Annotated in this window: 14 protein-coding genes; 7 read left to right on the top strand and 7 right to left on the bottom strand. The window is 62.2% G+C overall.

Features of this window, described 5'->3' with window-relative positions; genetic code table 11:
• The first annotated feature begins 5 nt into the window (after positions 1–5).
• From BLV09_RS25585 to BLV09_RS25570, 4 genes are all read left to right on the top strand, one after another.
• A complete protein-coding gene (locus tag BLV09_RS25585; protein ID WP_146689361.1) occupies positions 6–476 on the top strand; it encodes an endonuclease domain-containing protein in 471 nt (156 codons plus the stop codon).
• Positions 473–2,881: a phenylalanine--tRNA ligase subunit beta gene (pheT, locus tag BLV09_RS25580; protein ID WP_146689360.1), complete on the top strand. Its 2,409-nt coding sequence runs from the start codon at positions 473–475 to the stop codon at positions 2,879–2,881. The genes BLV09_RS25585 and pheT overlap by 4 nt, the downstream gene beginning before the upstream one ends.
• Before the next feature lie 16 nt (positions 2,882–2,897).
• Positions 2,898–3,668, top strand: coding sequence for a sulfite exporter TauE/SafE family protein (locus BLV09_RS25575; protein ID WP_146689359.1), 771 nt, complete (start codon positions 2,898–2,900; stop codon positions 3,666–3,668).
• A 95-nt stretch (positions 3,669–3,763) separates the two neighbouring features.
• Positions 3,764–4,708, top strand: a complete 945-nt coding sequence (locus BLV09_RS25570) for an MBL fold metallo-hydrolase (RefSeq protein ID WP_146689358.1) — start codon at positions 3,764–3,766, stop codon at positions 4,706–4,708.
• 77 nt (positions 4,709–4,785) lie between these two features.
• Here BLV09_RS25570 and BLV09_RS25565 read toward each other — a convergent pair whose 3' ends face one another.
• Positions 4,786–6,213 (bottom strand): flavin monoamine oxidase family protein, encoded by a 1,428-nt coding sequence (locus BLV09_RS25565; protein ID WP_146689357.1) that lies wholly within the window; start codon positions 6,211–6,213, stop codon positions 4,786–4,788.
• Positions 6,214–6,403: 190 nt separating this feature from the next.
• Here BLV09_RS25565 and BLV09_RS25560 point away from each other — a divergent pair, with 190 nt between their 5' ends.
• Positions 6,404–7,342, top strand: coding sequence for a YiiX/YebB-like N1pC/P60 family cysteine hydrolase (locus BLV09_RS25560; protein WP_100385033.1), 939 nt, complete (start codon positions 6,404–6,406; stop codon positions 7,340–7,342).
• A 6-nt stretch (positions 7,343–7,348) separates the two neighbouring features.
• Here the strand turns inward: BLV09_RS25560 and BLV09_RS25555 are convergent, their stop codons facing one another.
• Entirely contained in the window at positions 7,349–8,296 is a 948-nt protein-coding gene (locus tag BLV09_RS25555; RefSeq protein ID WP_146689356.1) for a hydroxymethylglutaryl-CoA lyase, read from the bottom strand.
• Complete coding sequence (locus BLV09_RS25550) at positions 8,293–9,480, bottom strand: CaiB/BaiF CoA transferase family protein (RefSeq protein ID WP_146689355.1); 1,188 nt, start codon at positions 9,478–9,480, stop codon at positions 8,293–8,295. Before BLV09_RS25550 ends, BLV09_RS25555 begins: the two co-directional genes overlap by 4 nt.
• 245 nt (positions 9,481–9,725) lie before the next feature.
• Between BLV09_RS25550 and BLV09_RS25545 the strand changes: the two genes are divergently transcribed.
• Positions 9,726–10,478 (top strand): sulfate transporter family protein, encoded by a 753-nt coding sequence (locus tag BLV09_RS25545; protein ID WP_146689354.1) that lies wholly within the window; start codon positions 9,726–9,728, stop codon positions 10,476–10,478.
• A gap of 148 nt (positions 10,479–10,626) precedes the next feature.
• Here the strand turns inward: BLV09_RS25545 and BLV09_RS25540 are convergent, their stop codons facing one another.
• From BLV09_RS25540 to nth, 4 genes are all read right to left on the bottom strand, one after another.
• The gene (locus BLV09_RS25540) at positions 10,627–11,838 is read right to left on the bottom strand and encodes an ABC transporter substrate-binding protein (protein WP_146689353.1); all 1,212 of its coding nucleotides are present in this window, start codon (positions 11,836–11,838) and stop codon (positions 10,627–10,629) included.
• Positions 11,839–11,941: 103 nt separating this feature from the next.
• Complete coding sequence (locus BLV09_RS25535) at positions 11,942–13,567, bottom strand: MFS transporter (protein ID WP_146689352.1); 1,626 nt, start codon at positions 13,565–13,567, stop codon at positions 11,942–11,944.
• A complete protein-coding gene (locus tag BLV09_RS25530; RefSeq protein WP_244549204.1) occupies positions 13,554–14,639 on the bottom strand; it encodes an HlyD family secretion protein in 1,086 nt (361 codons plus the stop codon). The genes BLV09_RS25535 and BLV09_RS25530 overlap by 14 nt, the downstream gene beginning before the upstream one ends.
• Before the next feature lie 157 nt (positions 14,640–14,796).
• Positions 14,797–15,582, bottom strand: coding sequence for an endonuclease III (gene nth, locus BLV09_RS25525; RefSeq protein WP_167559098.1), 786 nt, complete (start codon positions 15,580–15,582; stop codon positions 14,797–14,799).
• An 82-nt stretch (positions 15,583–15,664) separates the two neighbouring features.
• On the opposite strand from nth, the gene BLV09_RS25520 reads away from it, so the two are divergent.
• Positions 15,665–16,186, top strand: a complete 522-nt coding sequence (locus BLV09_RS25520) for a DUF2244 domain-containing protein (RefSeq protein ID WP_100385027.1) — start codon at positions 15,665–15,667, stop codon at positions 16,184–16,186.
• Positions 16,187–16,240: the final 54 nt, after the last annotated feature.

Here is a 16,240-nt window from a genome sequence, read left to right as displayed (position 1 = left end):
CGCAAATGCCGCATGCAATCGTCAGGGAACGTCAACGCGGCCGGGCGAAGCAACTTCGCCAGGTTATGACGCCTGCCGAGACCTTACTCTGGCGTTACCTGAAAGCTGGTCGGGTAGATGGCCTCGGTTTTCGCAGGCAAACTCCGATCCAAAATTACATCGTCGATTTTCTTTGTCACTCGGCCAAGTTGATTGTCGAGCTCGACGGCGTTTCGCATGATTTCGAAGAGCAAATGAGGGCAGACGAAAAGCGTGATGCTTTCTTCGTGTCGGAAGGTTTCCAGGTTCTGCGCTTCAGGAATGAACAGGTGATGTCCCACTTGGAAGGTGTTGTGGAAACGATTCGACAAGCGGCGTCTTCCCGGGCAAGCGGCTCACCCCCCTCCCTAACCCTCCCCCACAAGGGGGGAGGGAACAGTGGCGCCGGCGCAGATATCACACAGAACACCGGCAATATTCGAGGCGCGCAGCCATGAAATTCACCCTCTCCTGGCTGAAGGAGCATCTCGACACCGACGAGCCGCTGGAAAGGCTCACCGACAAGCTCACCATGATCGGACTGGAGGTCGAGCATATCGAGGACAAGGCGAAAGCGCTGTCGGCCTTCACCGTTGCGCGCGTGATCTCGGCCGAGCAGCATCCCAATGCGGATCGCTTGCGGGTCTGCATGGTGGATACCGGCAATGGCACAGCGCCAGTGCAGGTGGTCTGCGGCGCGCCGAACGCACGCGCGGGCCTTGTCAGCGTGTTCTCCCCACCCGGCACCTTCATTCCCGGCAAGAACATCACGCTCGGCGTCGGCACCATCCGGGGTGTCGAGAGCCGCGGCATGCTATGCTCGGCGGCGGAATTGCAGCTCTCGGAAGATCACGACGGCATCATGGAGCTGCCGGCCGATGCGCCCATTGGCGCCGGCTACGCCCAATGGGCCGGGCTTGGCGATCCCGTCATCGAAATCAATTTGACGCCGAACCGGCAGGATTGCACCGGCGTGCATGGCATCGCGCGCGATTTGAGCGCAGCCGACATGGGCAAGTTCAAGGACCCGGGCATCAAACCGATCAAGGGCGAATTTCCCTGTCCCGTGAAGGTCACCGTCGAGGACGCCACGCTGTGTCCGGGCTTTGCGCTGCGGCTGGTGCGCGGCGTCAAGAACGGCCCGTCGCCGGAATGGCTGCAGCAGCGCCTGACTTCGATCGGCCTGCGCCCGATCAATGCGCTGGTCGATATCACCAATTTCATGACCTACGATCGCGCCCGGCCGCTGCACGTGTTCGACGCGGCAAAAGTGAAGGGCAATCTCACCGTCCGCCGCGCGCGCGACGGCGAGACGCTGCTGGCGCTCGACGGCCGCACCTACACGCTCGACAACAGCGTGTGCGTGATCGCTGACGATCACGGCGTCGAATCGCTCGCCGGCATCATGGGCGGCGAGGCCTCGGGCTGCGACGAGAACACCACCGACGTGCTGATCGAATCGGCGCTATGGAACGAGATCAACATCGCGCAGACCGGCCGCAAGCTCGGTATCAATTCGGATGCACGCTATCGCTTCGAGCGCGGCGTCGATCCGGCCTTCATGGTGCCGGGTCTGGAGATGGCCACGCGACTGGTCATGGAATTGTGCGGCGGCACACCGTCCGAAAATGTCGTGGTCGGCAACGCCTTCGGCGACGACCGCGTGATCGATTTTCCGCTGACCGAGGTCAAGCGCCTCGCGGGGATCGATGTGCCGCTTCCAGAGATGAAGCGCATCCTGAGTCATCTCGGCTTCATGATGGCCGGTAACGGCCCGGTGATGAAGGTCGCTGTGCCCTCCTGGCGCTCGGACGTGCATGGCAAGGCTGACATCGTCGAAGAGATCGTGCGCATGGTCGGCGTCGACAAGGTGCCGATGACGCCGTTCGAGCGCGGCGATGCGCCACGCAAACCGATCCTCACCGCGATCCAACTGCGCACCCGCCGCGCCAAGCGCGCGCTGGCTGCGCGCGGCATGGTTGAGGCGGTGACCTGGTCGTTCATCGCAAAGCCGTCAGCCGAATTGTTCGGCGGCGGGCAGGCCGAGCTCGCCCTGGCCAATCCGATTGCGTCGGATCTATCGGATATGCGGCCGAGCCTGCTGCCGGGCCTTGTGGCCGCGGCTCAAGCCAACAGCGACCGCGGCTTTTCCGATGTGGCACTGTTCGAAGTCGGGCAGATCTTTAGGGGTGACCAGCCGCAGGACCAGTTGATCGCGGCCGCCGGCATCCGTCACGGCTTTGCGTCGTCAAAGGGCATGGGACGGCACTGGTCCGGCTCGGCCACGGCCGATGCGCTCGATGCCAAGGCCGACGCCTTCGCCGTTCTGTCGGCCGCCGGCGCGCCGATGCAGGCGCTGCAGATCGTGCCCGGCGGCGCCGATTGGCTGCATCCCGGACGTTCAGGCACCATCCAGATCGGCCCGCAAAATATTCTCGGATATTTCGGCGAACTGCATCCGCGCACGCTGGAAGCGCTCGGTGCCGACGGGCCTTTGATGGCGTTTGAGGTGATCCTCGATCGCATCCCCGATGCCAAGAAAAAGCCGACCCGCGCCAAGCCGCAGATCGAGCTGTCGGCGTTCCAGCCGGTGTCGCGCGATTTTGCTTTCATCGTCGATCGCAGCGTTCGCGCCGGCGACATCGTGCGATCGGCGCAAGCAGCGGACAAAAAGCTGATCACAGCTGTCACGGTGTTTGACGTCTATGAGGGCAAGGGCATCGACGACGGCAAGAAGTCGATTGCGATCGCGGTCACGATCCAGCCGTACGAAAAGACCCTGACCGATCAGGAGATCGACGCGGTTGCCGCCAAGATCGTCGCTGAAGTGACCAAGAAGACCGGCGGTACGTTGCGCGCATGATGCCGACGTCAAAGGGATGAGCGCCTTCAGCCTGATCCCGACGGATGTCAGCATCAACGTCGTCGTCGGCATCTGCGCGATCGCATTATTGTCAGGCATTGCACGCGGGTTTTCCGGTTTCGGCTCGGCTCTGATCTTCATGCCGCTGGCCAGCAGCATCGCGGCACCGCGTCTGGTTGCCGCACTGCTGCTTGTGATCGATTTTGTCGCGGCCGCGCCGCTGCTCCCGAACGCCTGGAAACACGCAGACCGCAAGGCCACCGCCGTGATGGTGGCAGGCGCCTTCATCGGAGTTCCCATCGGAACCTATTTCCTCAGCCGGCTCGAGCCCGTGACGACGCGCTGGATCATCTCCGGGTTTGTCGGCGCGCTCTTGCTGCTGTTGCTGTCAGGCTGGCGCTATCGGGGCAAGGATTACCCCGCGCTTTCGATCGGCATCGGCGGCCTGTCAGGCTTTTGCAGCGGACTCGCGCAGACCGGCGGGCCCCCGATCGTCGGCTACTGGCTCGGCCGGCCGATTGCGCCGGCCATCGCACGCGCCAACATCCTATTGTTTTTCGGCGCTTCGGATTTCTTTTCCCTCGTCAGCTATGCGTTCACCGGGCTGATCACATCGGACGCCGTTCGATTCTCATGTCTGGTCGGACCGGTCTATGCCGTTGGCGTCTGGTGTGGCTCACGGTTGTTCGGCCGCGCCAGCGACGAGCTGTTCCGTTCAATCTGTTATGCGTTGATCGCAGCCGCGGTGATCGCCGGCCTGCCAGCGCTTGACGGCGTGCTGCGCTGACCCGGCACCATGACTAAAGTCCGGCTTTTGCCCGGTTTGCGGATGCAATTAGGTACGCTGCACTTCGAGAGAAACAAAACCCACGGGAGAACGCCATGATCGAACGCCGCGACATACTGAAAGTGATGGTTGGCAGCGCCGCCGCCGCGCTCGCTGCGCCGGCCATCGCACAGACCCCAGCGAAACCGCGCACCAAAATCGTGTTTCTCGGCACCAAGGGCGGACCACGCGTCGGCCTCGGACGGTCCAATCCCGCCAACCTCGTGATGGTGAACGACACGCCGTTCGTGATCGATTGCGGCATGGGCGTGAGCCATCAGCTTGTAAGCGCGGGTGTGCCGCTCGAATCGGTGAAATATATTTTCATCAGCCATCACCATTCCGATCACAACCTCGAATATGGCAACCTCGTCTACAACGGCTGGGCCGCCGGTCTTTCAACGCCGGTCCATTCCTTCGGCCCGAAGGGCCTTGAAGCGATGACCAAGACCTTTTGGGAGCTGAACAAATTCGATGTCGAAACCCGGATCGAGGATGAAGGCCGCCCCGATCCGCGCCAGCTCTTGATTGCCAAGGACATCACCGAAGACGGCGTGGTGCTGCAAACACCGGACGTGAAGGTCACGGCGTTCCGCACGCCGCATCCGCCGATTACGGATAATTTCGCTTACAAATTCGAGACGCCGGATGGCGTGATCGTGTTCTCCAGCGACACCAACTACAATCCCAAGCTCGCGGAATTTGCCAAGGGCGCCGACGTGCTGGTGCATGAAGCGCTCTATGTCCCCTGGGTCGATCGTTTGGTGACCAGGGTCAAGAACGGTGCAACGCTGAAGAAACATCTGCTCGAAAGCCATACCTCCGCGGAGGATGTCGGGCGCATCGCCGATGCCGCCAACGTCAAGCTGCTGGTGCTCAGCCATCTGGTACCGGGCGATCTGGACGTGACGGAAGAGAACTGGACCGACGAGGCGAAGAAGCATTTCAGCGGCCGGATCATCGTCGCGAACGACCTGATGGAGCTGAAGCTGCCGGTCTAGCGCCCCCTCCATCGCCTGATCGCAATCCGCGTAAATGCCGTCCTTGCCGCTCGACCAGGGCAGTGCCCGCGGCGACTTCAATCGATCGGAGACGCTGGCGTAGTCCTGGAGGGCGCCGCACGGCGCCGTTGTTTTGGCGCTCGCGCCGGCGTCTCCGCAGGGGCGCTGCTTTTAAGCGCTCCGATTTTTTGTAGCGCGGCGTCTGCTGCGCGCTCGCCGCTTTCCCAGGCGCCGTCAACGGTACCCCATAACGTTTCATGGGTCGCTTCGCCGGCAAGGAACAGGCAGCCGACCGGCTCCGTCAGAATTTTTCGCGATGGCTGACCGCCCGGCACGGCCGACGACATCGCGCCGAGCGCAAACGGCGCGGCATTCCAGCGTGTGGCGCTGGTTTTCTTGATGCCTGCGACTGCTTCGCGGCCGAACAGCTTGGTCAGCCATTCCGATGCGAACGCCGCCATGGCCGCCTCGCCCTGCGCCGACAGATCGCGACCGAACGATCCGGCCACATCGATCACGCACAGCGACGACGACCCTATGTTGGCGAACAAGAGCGCCGTCCGGGTCGACGTACTCTGCTCGATGATCACATCATCGAGCGCGAGCCCGAGCGGATTACCCGGCAGTTGCAGCGCGATATGATCGTAACTGCCGAGGCTCAGCTTTGCCGCGGCATCAAGCTGGCGCTTGGGAAGATCAGGCGCGAATTTGATATTCCCGGCAGCCAGCACATTACTGGACACGGTGATGATGGCGGCGCGTGCGGCGATCTTGCCCGACGGCGTGTCTACTGTGACATCGCGCCGGTCCCACACGATGCGATTTGCAGGCGTCGACAGTGCAATAGGGACATCTCCGCCCAGCTTGGCGACCAGCGTGCCCAGGCCCTGGCGACAGGCGATCGCGGCATTGCGGTCCTGCGCGCGGGCCTTGTCGATCGCGGAAACATCCTTCAGATCCTTGCCGGAGAAATCGGCGCCTAATACGAACTCCGCGGTTCCGGCCCAATCGCCGAGGTCTTTCGGCAGCGCCGAGGCGCAGGACACATCGGCCCTGCCGCGCGAGGCGTCGTCGATGGCGCGGTTGGCGCGCACCAGGGCTGCGAGAAACTCCTCGGTTTCGCCGGCCCGCGCGTTGCGGCGGCCGATGCGGATCTTCTGGCTCAGCGGTGCCGCTGAAATGTCGAAACCCGCATTGCGCCCGAGCTTGATCATCGGGTTGACGTCGGGATTGTGCAGCCACCGCGCGCCGCGGTCGAACGGCACCTCGAAGGTCGTTGTGTCGGTGAGGCAGCGGCCGCCGATCTGGCCCGATGCTTCGACCACGATCACCTTGCGGTTGGCGGCCTGAATCCGCCGCGCTGCAGCGATGCCGGCGGCACCCGCGCCGATCACGACAATGTCAGCTTCGCGCGGCAATGACGCCGCCCGTGCCCGAGCGCCGAGCGCCGGCGTCACCGCAAGAGCTGCGGACGCCGACAGAAAATCCCGGCGCGTCATTGTCATGTCATGGTTTCCGGAAGCTTGAAAATACAAGAACGTCTAGTGAACCTTGCCGCATCTTATGGTGCGCAGCAACCACCATGGTGAATCAATCATGATTTGATCTGCGGGATGCATGAACCAAATTGCAACGGCTTTCGACCATGATAAGGAGAGGGAAAAAGCGGCCGGAAAAGGCCGTGGGGAGACTACCATGGGCGTCGTGCTCGATACCGTCGGCAAGTGGATCGCGAGCTACCTGCAAAAGGAAGTGCCCGGCTACGAGCCGTTCACGCCGAGCGATCCGGAACATTTACGAGGTGTGGTCGAGCAGGGCGATGTGCTGCTGGTCGAAGGCAACAACCGGGTCTCCGGCATCATCAAATACCTCACGCAATCGACCTGGTCGCACGCGGCACTATTTGTCGGACCGATCGACGGCGCGGCCGAACCTGACGGCGAGCCGCATGTTCTGATCGAGGCCAATATCGGCGAAGGCGTCACCTCCGCGCCGCTGTCGAAATATTTGCCCTATCACACCCGGCTGTGCCGGCCCGTCGGCCTGTCGTTCGAGGACCGCAATACCGTCTGCCGTTATGCGATCAACCGGATCGGGTTTGGATACGACACCAAGAACATCCTCGACCTGATGCGCTTTTTGATCCCGCTGCCGATCCCGCAGCGCTGGCGGCGGCGGATGATCGCGTTCGGCTCCGGCGATCCCACCAAGATCATCTGCTCGGCACTGATCGCGCAGGCGTTCGATGCGGTGCGCTATCCGATCCTGCCGAAGATCACGCGCGCCGGCAGCCGGCGCGCCCGGCGTGAAATCCTTCACATCCGCGACTCCTCGCTCTACATGCCGCGGGACTTCGATATCTCGCCCTATTTCGAAATCGTCAAACCCACCATCGTGCAAGGGTTCGACTACACCGCGTTACACTGGGCCGACAAACAAAAGCCGCTCCGGGAGGTAGCGGGCGATCTCAGCGTGTTTCCAGAACCGTTCGGTGCGCCGCCACTTGTTCCTGAAGAGATTGACGAAGAAGCGCCGTTTCCTGTTGAAGAAGTAGCATCGGTCGCGGAGGAGACTGCGCTGGTCGAGCGCGACTCTGCGCAAGCCCCCAAACAGGCCTCCGAGCTGGCAGCATAGAAACCGTCAGGCCGCCGCGGCAGCGCTTCTGCTGGGCAGACCGGCGCGGGCCATGCCGCCATAGAGCTGCTCGCCAGGCATTTCCGCTCGCAGGATCGAGCGCACCGCAATCAGCCGGTCGATATCGATGCCGGTGGCAAATCCCTTGCTCTCGCAAAGAAACACCAAATCCTCGAACACTACATTGCCGGTAGCACCGGGCGCGAACGGACAACCGCCGAGACCGCCGAGCGAGCCGTCGAGGATGCGCGCGCCCGCATCCAGCGCCGCCGAGGCATTGGCGATTCCCATTCCCCTGGTGTCGTGCAGATGGACAAAGATCGCTTTCGATCCGGCGATCCTGACCGCAGCTTTGGTGAGATCGCCCACCTGTTTGGGGCCCGCGTAGCCCACGGTGTCGGCAATACCCACCATATCGACGCCGGCCTCGAAGCACTTCTCAACCAGGCGAAGCACCTCTTTCGGGTCCACCGGCCCGGCGATCGAACAGCCGAGCGCCATCGAGATCGCCGCGTTCACCACCGGCTTGTGAGCGCTCGCGTCGCGCAGTTCGCAAAGCCGTTTGATATTGGCAATCGCGGCTTCGCGTGAGCGATTGGCGTTGGCCTGGCTGTGTTGCTCGGTGGCCGAAAGCACCGATGCGATTTCAGCGACGCCCGACGCCAGCGCTTCGTTGACACCGCGTTCATTGAGCACAAGCGCAATTCCGTGCGCGCCTGGAAGCGACGCGACGGTCTGAACGACATCGCCCACATCGGCGAACTGCGGAAAGGTTTTTGCGGGCAGGAACGAGCCAACCTCGAAATGCCGCACACCGGCGGCGTATTCGTCGCGGACCCAGCGTTGCTTGGCCGCGGTGGAGGGAAACTTCTTCACGAGCTGCAGGCCGTCGCGCAAACCGACCTCGCGCAGGATCACACGATCTTTGGGATAGATATCTTGAACTCGGGTCATGCGCGCCTCACTGCGGCTTTGTCGGTTGGAGAAAATTGCCGTTGCTCGAGTTCGGCGCGAACCGCCTCGGTATCGGCGCCGAGCAACGGCACCTTAAGCCCTTCGCCGAGATTGCCCCCGTTCCATTCGACGGGAAGTGCCGGAACACGAAACGGCTTGCCATCCGCGTTGATGTTATTGACGAGACCGCCCGGGCGCAGCACGTGCGGATCATCCAGCAGATCTTCGGGGCGATTGATCGGCGAGAAGCAGATATTGAGCCGATCGAGTTTTGCAGACAGCTCCGCCACGTTCCAGCGCTTGATCTCCGCCGCGGCTCGCGGAATGATTCTCGCCCGCGCCAGAATGCGGTCCGTCGTGGTGACCAGCGTCGGATCGTCCAAAAATTCCTTCAGACCGAATTCCCGGCAAAAACTCTGCCAGTGGCCTTCGGTGACGACGCCGATGAAAATGCGTTCTCCGCCCGAGGTCTCGAAAATATCGTAGATCGGCCAGGCATGTTCGCGTTCCGGCATCGAGCGCGGCTTGTTGCCGGTCATTTCATATTCGACCATATGCTGTGCAACCAGGAACAGGCAGTTTTCGAATAATCCGATGCGAATGTCCGCCCCGCCGGCGCCCGCCGCATTGCTGCGCCGCTGATAGAGCGCGGAGAGTATCGCGATCACCCCGAACATGCCGCCCATGATGTCGTTCGCCGAGGAGCCGACGCGCTGCGGCTTGTCCCTGGTCCCGGTCATGGCGGCGAGGCCCGACATCATCTGCACCACTTCGTCGAGCGCCGGGCGGTGTTCATAGGGACCTGACATAAAGCCCTTGTGGCCGGCGATAATCAGATGCGGATATTTTGCGCGCAGCTCTTCCGCGCCGAGCCCCTGCTTCTCAAGTTGTCCGTCGCGGAAATTCTCCACAAATACGTCCGCGCTGGCGAGTAGCCGGTGCATGGTGTCGCGGTCTTCAGCCTTGGCGAAGTCGAGGACGACACTGCGTTTGCCACGATTGAACAGCGGAAAGAACGAGGTTCCCATGCCGCCGAGGCTGCGGGTCTTGTCGCCTGCGGGCGGCTCGACCTTGATGACCTCGGCGCCGAGCTGCGCCAGGATCATGCCGCAGGTCGGCCCCATCACCATGTGGGTCATTTCGATGACCCTCACGCCCGCCAGGGGCAATCCCGTCCCAGTCATTTCATCTCCCGTACCGTTCGGTCTCAGGCCGTAGCGGGAGACTAGGCTTTCAGCCGCGATCTGGAAAATATAATCTGGGGAACGGTGCATTCACGGTTGCATAACGCAAATGCATCGACTGACGGCCGGTAGTTGGGCCCGCCAGAAGCCGGGCTCGCGCCTGAGCGTCCCGCTGGCACGCGCTCTTGCCGAACGCCGCAGGTATCTCTACCTCTGCGCGGACCGTTCCTGAGGGCTCGACCATCATGCTGGATGCTGCCGTCAAGGCGCTATCGCAAATTCTGTCGCCGCCGATGCGCTCGATCCTGTGGCGATCGATCGGACTGGCGCTGGCGCTGATCGTGGTGCTCGCGATCGGCCTGCAGCGGCTGCTGAGCTGGTTCGCCGTGTACGGCGAGAGCTGGGCGGAAGCGATGCTCGGCCCGGGCTTCCACACGCCGCTCAATATCCTTTCATGGATCGTTTCGATTGCCGCCGGTTTCGGCGTCGTGTTCGGCGCGGTGTTCCTGATGCCTGCGATCACCTCGCTGGTGGCGAGCATCTTCGTCGACGAGGTCGCCGATCATGTCGAGCGTGAACACTATCCCGCGGAGCGGCCGGGAACAGCGCTGCCGCTCGGTGTCGCCATCACCGAAGGCAGCAAGACCGCCTTGCTCACCATCCTGGTCTATCTGATCGCGCTGCCATTCGTTTTCTTTGCAGGCGCGGGTTTCATCGCATTCTTCGTGGCGACGGCGTGGTTGCTCGGCCGGGAATATTTCGAACTCGCCGCGATGCGATTCCGTCCGCCGGCTGAGGCCAAGGCGATGCGCAAGCAAAATGCCGGCATCGTATTCACCGCGGGGCTGGTGATCGCGGCATTCGTGTCGATCCCGATTGTCAATCTGGCAACGCCGCTGTTCGGCATGGCGTTCATGGTTCACATGCACAAGCGGCTTTCCGGCCCGCGGCCGGAGCTGATCGAGCCGGCCCGCAAGACGGGTTTGCCGGTAGCCTAGAGGCGATGCTGGCTCAATGTCATCATGGCCGGGCTCGTCCCGGCCATCCACGTCTCGCTTGCTAAAGGTCGGAGAAGACGTGGATGCCCGGCACACGGCCGGGCATGACGAGCGAGATGAGCAACCTTTTCTCGGCCCCCCGGCTTGATCAGTGTTGCGCCACCAGCGGGCAGCCCCCTTCGGCCAGCGGACGGAAAGCCTGATCGCCGGGGATCGTCGCCAGTATCTTGTAATAATCCCAGGGCTTGGTGGATTCCGACGGCGTCTTTACCTGTGCCAGATACATGTCGTGAACCAGACGGCCGTCTTCTCTCAAATGGCCGTTCCTGACGTAGAAGTCGTTGACCGGCGTCTCGCGCATTTTCGCCATTACCGCCTTCGCTTCGTCGGTGCCGGCGGACGCTATGGCGGCAAGATAGTGGCGGATCGCCGAATAGGCGCTGGCCTGGGGCATGGTCGGCATTTTCCCTTGCCGCTCAAAGAAGCGCTTCGACCAGGCGCGGGTCTCGTCGTCGCGATCCCAGTAGAATCCGGTCACGAATTTCAGACCCTGCGCAGCCTGAAGCTGCATGCTGTGAACATCGGAGATGAACACCAGCAACGTCACCATGGTCTGATTTTTGGCCAGCCCGAATTCGTTGGCCTGTTTGATCGCATTGACCATGTCGCCGCCACCATTGGCCAACGCGACGACCTTGGCGCCTGACGCCTGAGCCTGCAGCAGATAGGAACTGAAATCCGCCGTGTTGAGCGGATGGCGCACGCTGCCGAGCACTTTGCCACCCGCCGCCTGCACTGCGCTGGTCGCGTCGGCTTCCAGCGAATGACCGAAGGTGTAGTCGACCGTGATGAAGAACCAGGTATCAAGGCCTTGCGCGACGATCGACTTGGCGAGGCTCGTGGTAAGCGCGTAGCTGTCATAGATCCAGGACGCTTCGGTCGGCGTGCATGATTTGCCGGTGAAGGCCGTGCTGCCTACCGCACCTGCAATCGCAATCCGGTTGTGTTCAGCGGCAAGCTGCTCGGCCGCGAGCGCCACCGCCGAATTGTCGAACCCGATGGCCATGTCGACCTTGCCGACCTCGAACCATTGGCGGGCGATCGCGGCACCGACATCGGACTTGTTCTGATGATCGGCGAACACGATTTCGACGGGCTTGCCGAGCACGCTGCCGCCGGCATCCTCCACCGCCATGCGTGCGGCAACGACGGTGCCGGGACCGCCGAGGTCGGCATAGAGTCCTGACTGATCGTTGAGGACGCCTATTTTGACGACATCGTCGGAGATTTGCGCGTGCGCGACCGACGTTTCAAAGCAAACAGCTGTCAGAGCTGCAACGAGCAAAAGCTGCAATCGCACGGCGTCTCTCCCTGATGCGCGGCCCTTGATTTAGGCCTTGGCATATTGTGGAGCGTAAGCTCAGCCCTGTCGGCACACAAGATGCCGGCGAACCATCCCACGTCTACGTCCGGGACAATCTGAACCGCTGCGTCAGAGCCTGGATGTCCAGGGGCATGGGCGTAAACGGCCCCTTCGGTGCCCGGGTGATCGGAATCACCAAAATCAGTGCGAGCATCGCGATCCAGAAAGTCAGCCAAAAGCCGTCGATATAGGCGAGCACGTTCGACTCGCGCTGGACCAGCGCCGAGAGCGAAGCTACCGCGCGCGCCGGCGCGGCTGCACCGCCGTGGGACGCGAAGCTGTCCGCAAGCTGCTTGAGGATGCGGGTGACATCGGCGCTGCCGCTGGCGACATGTTGCCCGATGAAATTGGAATGGATTTGCTCGCGAATGCGCAGCCAGGTCCCCATCAACGAGACGCCGATTTCAGCGCCACAGAGCCGCGTGATCTGGATGTAGGCCGCGAACGCGGTGGCGCGGGAAGGATCGGCATTACATAGCAGGATGATGATGAGTGGCAGCAGCGTGAACGCCTGGCCGATCGATTGCAAAATAACGATCGGAATAAAATCTTCTCGGGCCCACTCGTGGGTCAATTGCGTTCCCAGCAGGTTGGCTGTCGCGAAAGCCGACAAACCAACGATCAACACCCAACGGGGATCGATATGCCGGAGCAGAAAGATCGACACCGGCACCATCACGAACATCGGCAGCGCGCCATAGACGAACAGCAGGTGGCCGCTTTGTTCGGGCCGCAACAGGACAACGGTGCCCAGGAAATTCGGAACCAGCGAAGAGTTGGACAGGCTGGCGAGCGTATAGAGAAGAATACCTGCCAGCGCGAGCCCGACATTGCGCGAGAACAGCACGTTGATGTGGGCCCAAGGCTGACGGACCAGCGTCTCGTTGATGACAAAGCCGACACTGAGCAAGCCGCCGCACAACAGCAGCGCGATCACCGTGCCCGATTCCAGCCAGTCAAGGCGATTGCCTTGATCGAGACCGGCATAAATCATCGAGATGCCGGTTCCGAGCAGCAGCATGCCGCCCCAGTCGGCATCGCGGAGCAGGGAACGGTTGACCTCTTCATGCGGCGTCCCGAGATAGACCATCAGGCCCATCAGCGGCGCGATTACTACGCCCTGCCAGTACAGCCACTGCCATCCCCAATGATCGACATAAAAGCCGACCAGCGAGCTGCCGGTATCCAGCGCGAACCCGACCCGGATTGAATAGATCGCAATCGCCGGCAGCCACCATCTGATCGGCAGATTGCGCAAGATGATCATCAACGTCGCGGGAACGAACATGCCGAGTAGCATGCCGTGCACGATGCTGAGCGTAATCAGCGCATAGTAATCGTGGACGAATGGAATCACGAGCGAGATCAGCGCATAGACAAGGCTCGGGATGCCCAGAATGCGGCGTAGGCCGAACACCGTTGCAAGCCAGGCCACGGCGGGCGCGATGAAAATCTGCGAGCCGATCGCCGCCGTGCTGAGCCAGGCGCCTTCATCGAAGCTCAGCGAAAAAGCGCCGCGCAGGTCCGGTAATCCGACCGAGGTCAGCCGGCTGTCAAAGTTCGCGAGAAAGGAGCCAAGCAGCACGGCGCCGACCGCGAACAAAGGCTGAGGCGCGACGCCGCCACGCGAGATCGGTCCACGGCGGTCGTCGTCATTTGCCGCCATCCGTCCCCGCTTCGTCGGTATGAATTCCGGTGACGACCGACATTCCCGGCAGCAGGCGCTCCAGCAATGGCTGGCCCTTGTCGAGCGCAATCCGGACCGGGATGCGCTGAACCACCTTGGTAAAATTGCCGGTCGCATTGTCGGGCGGCAGCAGCGCGAATTGCGATCCGCTGGCGGGCGCGATGCGCTCGACCCGGCCATGCAGTTGTTGGTTCGGAAAACTATCGACGGTCACGTCGACCGGCTGGCCCGGCTTCACCCGGGTCAGTTGGGTTTCCTTGTAATTGGCGATCACGTACACATTCGGCAGCGGCACCACGTCGATAAGGTTGCTCCCGATATTGACGTAGTCGTTGGGCTGAACTTGCCGCTCACCCACGACGCCGTCGAACGGTGCGACGATTTTGGTGTAACCGAGCTTGAGCCGGGCCGCAGTCAGCAAAGCTTTCGCCGCTTGCAGGTCCGCCGCGCGCTGCTTCTTGGTTCCGGACAGCACTTCGAGCTGGTGGCGTTGCGCGGCGATCAAGGCCCGGCTCGCCCGAACATCGGCCTGTGCGCGGGCATAGGCCGCAGTGGCCTGTTCAAGTTTTTGCCGGGTTCCAGCCTCGGTCTGGGTGAGTGACTGTTGCCGCTCCTGTTCCTCACGGGTTTCGACCTCCTGAGCGGCCGCGGACACCTGTTGCGCCTCCGCCTGAGCAATGGTCGCGTATTGCAGCTCCACCTGATTGTCGAGATTGTCGAGCGCTGCCTGTGCGGCCGCGACGCCGGCTTCTGCTTGGGCGACCTGGGCTTGGTAGTCGGCAGGATCGATCTCTACCAGGAGATCGCCGGCCTTGACGCGCTGGTAATCATTTACGGCGACGACGAGGACCTCACCGGCGACCCGGCTGCTCAGCTGTGTCAGATCGGCCCTGATATAGGCGTCATCCGTGGTCTGGATCACGGCGCCGCCGACCCAGGCATCCCAGCGCAATGTTGCCAGCACGATAAATCCGAACGCGGCCAGCACGGCGAATATCGGGATCGCAAGACGACGCGACGAACTGCGGATATCGGGCAGCGGCGGTGATATCGGCGCACCGGCCGCAGACGCGGCGGCGGAGGATGACGCAGAACTCGCCTGACTGGGCGTGGATGACGAACTAATCTGCTCTTGCAAGGCGCCTTCCCCGCTAAAACCGTTCTCCTGCGCGAACAGATCAGAAGAAACGTGGGTCAGATATCATGCCTCAAACTGTCTTCTCCGGCCAGCGGCAGAGATCGTTGATCAGGCACAGTTCGCAGCGCGGCGAACGTGCCAGGCAGGTGTAGCGGCCGTGCAGGATCAGCCAGTGATGCGCATGCAGCATGAACTCCGACGGGATCACACGCTCGAGGCCGAGCTCGACTTCGAGCGGCGTCTTGCCCGGCGCCAGGCCCGTGCGATTGCTGACACGAAACACGTGCGTATCGACCGCCATGGTGTGTTCGCTGAACGCCATGTTGAGCACGACATTGGCGGTCTTGCGGCCGGCGCCGGGCAGCGATTCGATCTCGGCGCGGGTGCGCGGTACCTCGCCACCGAATTCAGCGATCAGCTTTTGCGACAGCGCGATGACATTTTTCGCCTTGTTGCGGTAGAGACCGATGGTCTTGATGTAATCGCGCACCGTGTCTTCGCCGAGCGCCAGCATCTTTTGCGGCGTATCCGCGACCGCAAACAACGCACGCGTCGCCTTGTTGACGCCGGCGTCGGTTGCCTGCGCCGACAGCACGACGGCGACCAGCAGCGTGTAGGGATTGAGATGCTCGAGCTCGCCTTTCGGTTCGGGGTTGGCTTTGCGAAAGCGGCTGAACGCCTCGTACACTTCGGCGGCGGTCCAGGGTTTGACCGCCTGGGCCCCGCCTTTGCTCGCCCCAGGCGATTTTGCTGCCGCGCGTTTGGGCACCGATTTGGCCGCGGCCTTTTTCGCCGATTTTTCCTGCGCCGGCTTTGCCCTGGATTGAACGCGAGACTTGCCGGCGCGTTGAGCCATAGCAGGCTGTGATTTGGACGCCGTCTTTTTGGGCGCAGTCTTGCGGATGATTTTGGCCATGATCCGGGTATACTGACAGGCGATGACCGCAGGCAACGACTTTGATCCGGCGCAGGCCGAGCCGGAATTGTTTTCGGCACTGTTGACGCCGCACCGTTCGCTGAACCGCACCGGCTTTATTGTGCTGATGGCGTTTCTCAGCGTGATCAGCTTCGCCGCCGGATTTGCGTTTTGGCTGATGGGCGCCTGGCCGGTGTTCGGCTTTTTCGGCCTCGATGTTCTCCTGATCTATTGGGCGTTCAAGGTCAATTTCCGGCGCGCCAAAGCCACCGAAGAGATCTTGGTGACATCGTCCGAGCTGCGGGTGCGACGGGTCAGCCACCGCGGACACGTCGTCGAATGGGTGCTCAATCCGCTCTGGGTGCAGCTCGATCAGAAGACCCACGCCGAATTCGGTATCGAAAAGCTTTATCTGGTTTCGCGGGGGCGCCGCGTCTCCATTGCAAGCTTCCTGGGGCCGGACGAAAAAGCGAGCTTTGCCAAAGCCTTATTGGCTGCATTACAGGCCGCCAAGCGCGGTCCGACTTATAATCCGGTTTCATGAAGGCTGTCGGAAATCGGGTGGTTTGGCGGCCTGCCTGGGCTTACATCCACGGTT

This window comes from Bradyrhizobium canariense, assembly GCF_900105125.1.
Classification (GTDB): Bacteria; Pseudomonadota; Alphaproteobacteria; order Rhizobiales; family Xanthobacteraceae; genus Bradyrhizobium; species Bradyrhizobium canariense_A.
The sequence above is the reverse complement of the archived record's forward strand: the minus strand, read 5'-3'. Positions and strand labels throughout refer to the sequence as shown.